The organism is Streptomyces sp. NPDC058964, from assembly GCF_042741275.1.
GTDB lineage: Bacteria > Actinomycetota > Actinomycetes > Streptomycetales > Streptomycetaceae > Streptomyces.
This window is the reverse complement of sequence record NZ_JBHYKH010000010.1, coordinates 1-8,967: the sequence shown is the minus strand read 5'-3', so window position 1 is coordinate 8,967 and position 8,967 is coordinate 1. Positions and strand designations below refer to the sequence as shown.

The window sequence follows — 8,967 nt, the reverse complement described above, 5'->3', positions numbered from 1 at the left end:
GCCCGGTGACGCACCACGCTGCCGGTCCGGAACGGCCCGGCCACATGCCCGGCGGGGAGGACCGCTGGCCGCTGGTGGCGACGGCAGGCGTGCTGTCGTTCGTATCGATGCTCGACATGAACATCGTCAACGTGGCCCTCGCGGACATCGCGGACGGCCTGCACATCTCCGCCGCGACCGCCCAGTGGACGGTGCTGGCGTATCAACTCCCTGTCGTGGCACTGCTGTTGCCCGTGGGGCGCTGGCTGGACGGGACGGGGCCGCGCTTTGCGGTGGTGTTGGCGACCGCCGGCTTCGGCCTGTGCAGCGCGCTGGCCGCCGCCGCGCCCTGGGCGGCCTGGCTGATCGCGGCGCGTCTCGCGCAGGGCACCTTCGGCGCCGTGCTGTTCGTCCTGATGCCCGTTCTCGCGATCCGATCCGTACGGCCGCATCTGCGCGGACGGGCGATGAGCGTGCCGGCGACCCTCGGCCCGCTCGGAGCGGTGACCGGACCGGCCGTCGGCGGCCTGCTGCTGGACCACTGGGGCTGGCGCTCCGTCTTCCTCGTGAAGATCCCGTTCTGTGTCCTCGCCCTGGCCGTGGTCATGGCGGTGCCCTCTGCCCGACCCGAATCGGAGGCGGCGGGCGACGGCCGGCCGCGGCTGCCCGGCCGGCGGTCGTGTGCGGACGCGCTGCTGGTCGCGACCGGTGTGGCGGCGTTGCTGCTGGCGCTCACCCTGGCGTCCCGCGGACCGTACTGGCCGGCCCTCGCGATCGCCGCGGGTCCCCCGCTGTGGTGGTGGCTGCGCGGTCCCGGCGGCCGTCCCATGACCCGGATGCTGCGCACGAACGGTCTGTTGCGGGCGCACGGGGCCGTGCTGGCCCTGGCGGTCGGCTTCGCGGCGATGCACTACGTCGTGGCCCTGCAACTCCAGCGCGGCGACGGTGTCAGCGCAACGACGACCGGGCTGACCGTCCTCGCCTTCCCGCTCGCCATGGCACTCGCCGGACCCCTCGGCGGTCGGCTCGCCGACCTCCCCCACTCTCGGCTCCGCTCGAGCGGGGGGACCCCCACCGGGGCCCGTCGCGTCGCGGTGACCGGCGCGGCGCTCACCGCCGCCGGCCTGCTCCTGCTCGTCCCGCTCGGCGAAGGCCTCTCACCGCTCGACACCGCCTGGCGGCTGGCGCTGGCCGGCGTCGGCATGGGCCTGAACGGTGGTCCCACCCAGGCCCTCGTCATGGGCACCGCCCCACCGGACCGGACCGCGACAGTCGGATCCACCGTCCAGCTCGCCCGCAGCCTCGGCTTCACGCTCGGCCCGGCCCTGGCCACCGCCGCCTGGGCGATCGGCGGTGCACGTGCGGGGCTCGCGCTGGCCGCGACCGCCGCCTCGCTCGCCGTGCCCCTGCTCGCGCTGCCCGGACGAAGACCCGCGCCAGGGCCCGAGAACACCACCGACGCGGCGCCCGCCGCTCACCACTGACCCAGGAGTCACCCCTATGTGCGGAATCACCGGCTGGGCGTCCTTCCGGCAGGACGCCCGCGACCGGGTCCCGGTCATCGAGGCCATGACCGCCGCCCTCACCCCGCGCGGCCCCGACGCGGGCGGCGCATGGCTCGGTGAGCACGCCGCGATCGGCCACCGCCGCCTGGCCGTCATCGACCCGCTCGGCGGGGCACAGCCGATGACCGACCGGCCGGACGCGCCCACGACCGTGCTCAGCTACAGCGGCGAGATCTACAACCACCACGAACTGCGTTCACGACTGCGGCGGTCGGGTCACCACTTCCGCACCCGCAGCGACACCGAGGTGGTGCTGCGTGCCTACGCCGAGTGGGGCGGGGACGTCGCCGACCACCTGGAGGGCATGTTCGCCTTCGCCGTCTGGGACGAGCGGGCGCGACGACTGGTGCTGGTGCGCGACAGGCTCGGCGTCAAGCCCCTGTTCTGGGCCGCCGTCGACGGCGGCCTCGCCTTCGCCTCCGAACCCAAGGCCCTGTTCGCCCACCCGGAGATCCGTCCCCGGGTGGACGCCGACGGGCTGCGCGAGGCGTACAGCCTGCTGTTCAACACCGGGCCCACGGTGTGGTCGGGTGTCCGCGAGGTCGAACCCGGCGGCGTGCTCGTGCTGGACCGCGACGGCATCCGCGAGCGCCGCTACTGGCAACTGGAGGCGAAGCCGCACGACGACGGCCGGGACGCGACCGTGGAGCGGGTGCGCGAGCTGGTGGACGCCGCGGCCCGCGGCCAGCTGGAGGCCGACGTCCCCCTGTGCAGCCTGCTGTCCGGCGGCATCGACTCCACCGTCCTGACCGCCCTGCTCGCCGACGAACTCCGCCTGCGCGAAGGCCCGGACGCCCGGATCCGCTCATACGCCGTCGACTACAGCGACCAGGCCGAGCGGTTCACCGGCGACGTGCTGCGCACCGGCCACGACACCCCGTACGCCATCGAGGCGGGCGCCCACATCGGCACCGACCACAGCACGGTCGTCCTCGACCCGCGAACGCTCCTCGACCCCGAGCACCGCAGGGCGGTCGTCGTCGCCCGCGACTCACCGATCGGCGTCGGCGACATGGACACCTCGCTGTACCTGCTGTTCGGGGAGATACGGCGGCACTCCACCGTCGCCCTGTCCGGAGAGGCCGCCGACGAGGTCTTCGGCGGCTACCCCTGGTTCCACGACCCCAGGGCCCTCGCCGCACCGGCCTTCCCCTGGCTGCTGGTGACGGGCGACGAGGCCGCCATGCCCCTCAACCCGGAACTCGACCTGCGCATCGCCGAGTTCCGCGACGACACGTACCGCGACGCGCTGGCCGCCGTACCGCACCTGGACGACGAGAGCCCGGTCGAACACCGGCAACGCGAGCTGCAGCATCTGTCCCTGACCCGATGGCTGCGCCAACTCCTGCACCGCAAGGACCGGTTGAGCATGGCGGTGGGTCTGGAGGTCCGTGTCCCCTATTGCGACCACCGCCTCGTGGAGTACGCCTTCTCCGCACCCTGGGCGCTGAAGAGCTTCGACGGCCGGGAGAAGGGCCTGCTGCGCGCCGCGGGCACCGGGCTCGCCCCCGACTCGGTGCTGCACCGCCCCAAGAACCACTACCCGGCAACCCATCACCCCGACTACAACAGCGGTCTGCAGGAGATGGCCCGCGAGGCGCTGGCCGCCGACCAGGTCCGTGCCCTGGCCGACGAGACCCTCCTCAAGCCCTGTCTCGACACTCCGCCCGACCGACTCGGCTGGAGCCACCGCCTCCGCCTCGAACGCGTCGTCGACCTCGCCCTCTGGCTGGACCACCACCGGCCCGAACTCGCCCTCTGAGGAGCCCCCATGACCCTCCAGGAGCCCCCGCCGACCGTGGAACCGGCGATACTCCCCGACCCTGTGCCGCTGATGGGCTGCCCCTACAAGGCCGACCCGTACCCCCTGTACCAGCGGATGCGCGACGCCGGACCCGTCCACCGTGTCCTCTTCCCCAGCGGCGTACGGGCGTGGCTCGTCACCGGCTACGACGCCGCGCACTCGGCGCTCAACGACGACCGCCTCGGCAAGAACCACGAGCGGGGCAACGACCGCTGGCGCGCCCGTGCCTCGATCATGCCGGAGCCCCAGCACTCCCAGCTCCAGGCCCATCTCCTGCACCAGGACCCACCGAAACACACCCGCATGCGGAACCTCGTCACCGACGCGTTCACCCCACGCCGCGTCGAGGGGCTCCGCCCCCGGTTCCAGGAGCTGGCCGACGCCCTCGTCGACGGCCTGCCCGCACAGGGACCCGCCGATCTCGTCACCGGCTTCGCCGCCCGCTTCCCCTTCCAGGTCCTGGCCGAAGTCGTCGGCCTCCCACCGGAACTCGCCGCCCGCTTCGACCGCGACTGGGGAAAGGTCGTCCAGCCGGTCGGCCCCACGGACCCCGGACGCCCGCTGTACGAGACACGGCTGCACGGTCTGCAGGGCTACATCGCCGACGTCGTCGCCCACAAGCGGGCACACGGGGACGGCGACCTGCTCAGCCGGCTCGTCGAGGCCCACACCCAGGGCGAACTCTCCAAGGAGGAGCTGGACTCGATGATCTTCCAGCTCCTCGTGGCCGGACAGGAACCGGTCACCAATCAGATCACCACCGCCCTGATCGCCCTGTTCCGCCACCCCGGCCGGCTGGCCCGGCTGCGCGCCGAACCGGACCTCCTGCCCCGCGCTGTCGAGGAACTCCTGCGCTACGACAGCGCCTTCGAGCTGACCACCTGGCGCTTCTTCGCCGAGGACAGCGATCTGCACGGCACCCGCGTCCCGGCCGGCGACTCGGTGATCGTCTCCCTGTGCGCGGCGAACCGCGACCCGCACCGCTTCGACGACCCCGACACCCTCGCCCTCGACCGCAGCCCCAACCCGCATCTCGCCTTCGGCCACGGCATCCACTTCTGCCCCGGCGCCGCACTCGCCCGCGTCGAACTCCGGATCGCCCTGGGCACCTTGCTCACCCGTCTGCCCGGTCTCCGTCCGGCCGTCGGCGACGAGGAGATGGAGTGGATCCCGGCCGTCCTCGGCCGTGGCACCAACCACCTTCCGGTCCGCTACGACCGGCGCCGCTGATCCCCGCCCACGGCTGACCGGGTCCTGAATTCCGCCCGACCCGGCCCGTACCTCTCCGCCCGACGGCGTCCGGCTCCGAGCCACGGCGCCATGCCGCCCTGCCCTCATCCCTCCCGGCCCCCGGAATTCCCAAGGACCAGCCATGCCGACGACGACCGCGCCGTACACCCGCCCCACCGGCCCCAGCCGGGACACGGACATGGATCCCACCGGTATCAGCGCCGCGATCCTCGACCTGCTCCTGCCGCACCACCGCACGACGGACGACACCCCCGCCTCCACCGAGGCCTTCCCCCATCAGCTGCGACGCATCGCGGCCTTCGTACGCGACGAGGCGCCCGTCGTGTTCACGCTGCCCGGCTTCCCCTGCAAGTCCCCCAACCCGGCCAAGGTCCTGGGCCACCTCCCCGACCGGGCCGAGCGCCTCTCGCTGACCTTCCTGAACAACCTGTGCACCGAGATCGAGCGGATCCATCCGCCCGGCGCCCGCGTGATCATCTGCTCCGACGGCCATGTCTTCGCCGACCTGATCGGTGTCCCGGACGCACACGTCGACGCCTACGGCAACGAGCTCCGGCTGCTGATCGCCCGGTCGGGGCTCGGCAGACTCTCCCTCTTCGACCTGCGTGACGTACTCGGCGACCATCCGTACGACGAGAAGCGCGCCCATGTCCACGACCGCTACGCCCCCACCGTGGACGCCCTGCGCGCCGAGATCCGTGCCGAGGACCAGGCTCTCGCCCTCTACCGGGGGATCACCCGCTTCCTGGTCGAGGACGCCGCCGACCACCACGGCACCCGCTCGGCCCTCCAGCGCGACTGCCGCCGACGCGCCTACGGCGTGATCCAGCGCAGCCGCGCCTGGGGCAACCTGATCGCCGAGCGCCACCCCGGCGCCGTACGCCTGTCGATCCACCCCCAGCCGGTCGGCGCCGCGAAATTCGGCGTCCGTCTCCTCGACGCGCCCGACGCCTGGACCACTCCTTGGCACTCCGCCGCCCTGCGCCGCACCGACGGCACCTGGACGCTCATGCCCCGGGCCGAGGCCGCCCGGCTGGGCCGCCTGGTGCGGCACGACGGCAGACCCAGCCACTTCGAGGGTGTGCCGCGCGCCGGCACGCGTGCGTGAGGTGTGTCCGAAGCCACGGCACCGGTGCGACCCCGCCCCTTTCTCCTCCGGGAGCCCCGGGCTACCGTTTCCCGAAGTCCTTGTTCGTCCCTTTTCCTCACCAGCTCAGACGGCAGGCAGTGCTCACAGATCTCTCACCGCTCATCGCGGCGACCTCACAGTGGCTGATCCGCGCCTTTCCGCCGTGCGGAGGTGCCCTGGCGGCCGCCCTGTGCGAGGCACAGGCGCGGCAGGCCGTGACCGTCGCGGCGTGGCTGCGCTATCCCACGACGGCCGACGCCGCCCTGGTCGGGATGGCAGGCCCCGGGGGATCGGCCCGCCTCGACTGGATCACCGGCTCGGACACGGCCGACGACAGCGAGGCGACCGAGACGGCCTGGCGCACCTGGGTGGACGAGGTCGTGGCGAGCTGGGCGGCCAGCCTGCTCACGGACCCGGAGCTGGCCGGACTGGCGGTGGCCGCACTCGCCGACGGCGAGCACCTGAACGGCACGCCCATTCAGTTCCGGCGCCTGACCGGGCCGGACGCGGGCGACGAACGCGCGGGCGCGCTGCTCAGGCACCCCGACCTGGTCGCCCCCGTCGCCGAGCTCCACCGCGCCCAGCTGGTGCACCGCCTCGGCCCACGGCAGCCGGCCGTCGCCTGACCTCACGCAGGTCAGTCGTGTTTGCCGCGCCCCGTCAGCGCGTCACGCATCCGGTCGATCATTCCGACACCGGGCGCCAGCATCTTGTTGGCCGGAGGTTTGTCCGGAGCGTAGGGGTGTGGTCGGGTCGGCGCCATCTTCTTGGCCATGCGGACCTTGTCGCCGAGGGTGTCCAGAACCTCCGCGGGGCAGGCCGCTCGGAGACTCGGGAAGAGATTCCGCTCCTCGTCCGCCAGATGTGCGCGGATCTCGCTCATCAGTGCGGTGACGAGCCGGTCGAACTCGGGAGCGTCCGCGTCGAGACCCTCCAGGTCCTTCATGATCTGCTCGGCCTTGGCATGGTCCTCCAGTTCCTTGTCGGCCATGGCGTCCCCGTTCGGCACATGCTTCCGGACCGCCGGGTACAGGTACGCCTCCTCGGCCACGGAGTGCCGGACCAGCTCCATCGTGGCCTGGTCGGCGTACACCTTGCGGCGCCTGTCGCCGGACGGCAGCGCCTCGATACGGCCGAAGATCTCCTCCACTTCCCTGTGGTCGGTCATCAGCTCGTCGATGACGTTTCCACCGTGCCCCATGTCCTTCACCTCCAGCCTGACGGTGACGGTCCCGGGGCGGTGCCGTCACGGCCGTCGAGTGCCCAGCACGGTGCGGATCACACGGTTTCCTCCCGGATGGCCGATTCCGGCGCTCACCGGGCTGCGAGGTCAAGGATCCGCGCCATCGCCTCCCCCGGCAGCACGGCGAGGCGGCGGTCGTCCGGGCCGTGCAGCGTCTCCCGGGGGAGCACGACGTGATCGGCCGGGCGAGCGGGCCGCTCGACGCGCTCGACGCGCTCGACGCGCTCGGCCGTCGCCGGGTCCAGGTCCGGCGTACGGCGGGTCGTCGGCGCCCCGACCGTCGGGTCCCGACCGTCGGGTCCTCGTCCGCCAGCAGTCGTACGACGGCTACCGGCGGCGCCCCGTCGCTCGTGGCCGGCGAGCGGTGGAAGCGCACGTGGGGCGAGTCGACGTGGTCGAGCGCGGCCTCGGCCACCCGCGGGACGTGACCGCGTCGGCGTGCAGGGGGGCGGGCACGGGCGGCTTCACGCGGGCACGGGCCGCTCCACACGCGCCACACGAAGCGGCCTCGGCGACACGCCGGTTGGCCTCCCTTGCCGGGTCTGCCCAGGGGCAACCCGGGTACCCGCTCCGGATGACCACACAACTCCACGAATCGATCGCGTCGGCCTCCGCCGCGGGTGTGGTGGCCGTTCTGGCACTCGGCATCCTCATCACGGGCGCACTCGTGTGGGCCGTACGGCTGGGGATCACGGTGCGGCGGCGGGAGCCGGCGGCGCCGCGGCGCGGAACACACCCCACACTCCCGGACTCCGGCCCGGTACGCGAAGAGCGCGAGATGCGCGAGCCCGACGAGGTGCCGAGGACGGGCAACGGCGCACGCCGGCTCACACCCCACGAACTCCGGCACTCCGCGAGCAGGCGGAGCGACGACCAGAACCGCCCCCGCTGGAAACCCGGATCCGGGGGATCGTTCGGCGGCGGCCGCTGAGGCAGGCCGTGTGCACCGATCCGGACTGCGGGGTACTCGGTGCCGGCAACCGTGAACGGCACCGCGTCAACCGCTGACGGGGTCAACCGCTGACAAGCGGCCCGAGTCGAGTCCTCATTGCCATGAATCAGAAGGAATCACACGGAATTGCAGGGAGGTTTCCCATGGCACTGCGCCTGCTGCCCCGGAAAGCGGCCTGGCAGGGCTGGCGCCGACCGGACGACCTGAAGGTGCCCCTTCACTCGACCGACGTGGAGGACGCCAACCGACGCTTCCTGCTGTTCGGGGTGCTGCCGCTGTGGGTCGTGCCTGCCGTCGCAGACTGGTGGATGCACCGCAGGACGTCGATCGAACGCACCAGTGGCACCAAGGAGTCCGTGGTGCACGCGGTGATGATGACCGAAGCAGGCGTGCCGGTGGTGATGGGGCTGGTCGCCCGCGTCAACCCGCTGGTGCTCTCGGTGATGGGCGGGGCCGCGCTCGCCCATGGGGCCACGGCGCTGTACGACGTGACCCTGGCGACGGGCCGACGCGAGATCCGCCCTGTCGAGCAGCACATCCACAGCTTCCTCGAGGTCCTGCCCCTGACCGCGCTGGCGTTCACGGCCTGCCTGCACGCGGATCAGGTGCGCTCGATGTTCAGGGGCGGCGCCGGCTCCCAGGACTGGAGGCTCGTGCCCAAGGAACGACCGCTGTCGGCCGGCTATCTGGCCGCCCTGGCCGGAACGGTCGCCGGCGGTGTCGTCCTGCCCTACGCCGAAGAACTGCGCCGCTGTGCCAGGGCCCGTACGGCCCGGGCAGGCGCGGAACCGTGATCGAGGCAGTCATGACGCGCAACGGACAGGTCCGGTGTCGCGGGGGCCCCCCCCGGGCCCGGCCGCCGGCGCCGGTCTGCGATACGCACTTCCGAGGCCACGCGCCGAGTGAGACATGGCGGTGGGGGGGTGGGGGGGGGGGTCGGGGGGCGGGGCGGCCTCGACGACCCCGAGACCGGTGTCGGTGCGGTAGCCGTACTGGGCGGCGAGCCGGAAGTCGCTCCTGCCGTGCCGCTGCCAGGTCTGGAGG

The 8,967-nt window shown here is 72.8% G+C and carries 9 protein-coding genes; 8 read left to right on the top strand and 1 reads right to left on the bottom strand.

The window, feature by feature from the left end; translation table 11 throughout:
• From ACFW2E_RS02425 to ACFW2E_RS02405, 5 genes are all read left to right on the top strand, one after another.
• Window positions 1-1,463: MFS transporter (locus ACFW2E_RS02425; protein ID WP_384460112.1), on the top strand; the 1,463-nt coding region annotated here is incomplete at its 5' end.
• A 16-nt stretch (window positions 1,464-1,479) separates the two neighbouring features.
• Entirely contained in the window at window positions 1,480-3,306 is a 1,827-nt protein-coding gene (gene asnB, locus ACFW2E_RS02420; protein ID WP_384460109.1) for an asparagine synthase (glutamine-hydrolyzing), read from the top strand.
• 9 nt (window positions 3,307-3,315) lie between these two features.
• Window positions 3,316-4,578, top strand: coding sequence for a cytochrome P450 (locus ACFW2E_RS02415; protein ID WP_384460106.1), 1,263 nt, complete (start codon window positions 3,316-3,318; stop codon window positions 4,576-4,578).
• Between the two features lie 142 nt (window positions 4,579-4,720).
• Window positions 4,721-5,707: an L-tyrosine/L-tryptophan isonitrile synthase family protein gene (locus ACFW2E_RS02410; protein ID WP_384460103.1), complete on the top strand. Its 987-nt coding sequence runs from the start codon at window positions 4,721-4,723 to the stop codon at window positions 5,705-5,707.
• 119 nt (window positions 5,708-5,826) lie between these two features.
• Window positions 5,827-6,354 carry a hypothetical protein gene (locus ACFW2E_RS02405; protein WP_384460100.1) on the top strand — a complete coding sequence of 176 codons (528 nt, stop codon included), beginning with the start codon at window positions 5,827-5,829 and terminating at the stop codon, window positions 6,352-6,354.
• Window positions 6,355-6,365: 11 nt separating this feature from the next.
• Here the strand turns inward: ACFW2E_RS02405 and ACFW2E_RS02400 are convergent, their stop codons facing one another.
• Window positions 6,366-6,929 (bottom strand): hemerythrin domain-containing protein, encoded by a 564-nt coding sequence (locus ACFW2E_RS02400; RefSeq protein ID WP_384460097.1) that lies wholly within the window; start codon window positions 6,927-6,929, stop codon window positions 6,366-6,368.
• 188 nt (window positions 6,930-7,117) lie between these two features.
• Here ACFW2E_RS02400 and ACFW2E_RS02395 point away from each other — a divergent pair, with 188 nt between their 5' ends.
• From ACFW2E_RS02395 to ACFW2E_RS02385, 3 genes are all read left to right on the top strand, one after another.
• Complete coding sequence (locus ACFW2E_RS02395) at window positions 7,118-7,399, top strand: hypothetical protein (protein WP_384460094.1); 282 nt, start codon at window positions 7,118-7,120, stop codon at window positions 7,397-7,399.
• A gap of 146 nt (window positions 7,400-7,545) precedes the next feature.
• Window positions 7,546-7,902, top strand: a complete 357-nt coding sequence (locus tag ACFW2E_RS02390) for a DUF6479 family protein (protein ID WP_384460091.1) — start codon at window positions 7,546-7,548, stop codon at window positions 7,900-7,902.
• Between the two features lie 164 nt (window positions 7,903-8,066).
• Window positions 8,067-8,717 carry a diguanylate cyclase gene (locus ACFW2E_RS02385; protein WP_384460088.1) on the top strand — a complete coding sequence of 217 codons (651 nt, stop codon included), beginning with the start codon at window positions 8,067-8,069 and terminating at the stop codon, window positions 8,715-8,717.
• Window positions 8,718-8,967: the final 250 nt, after the last annotated feature.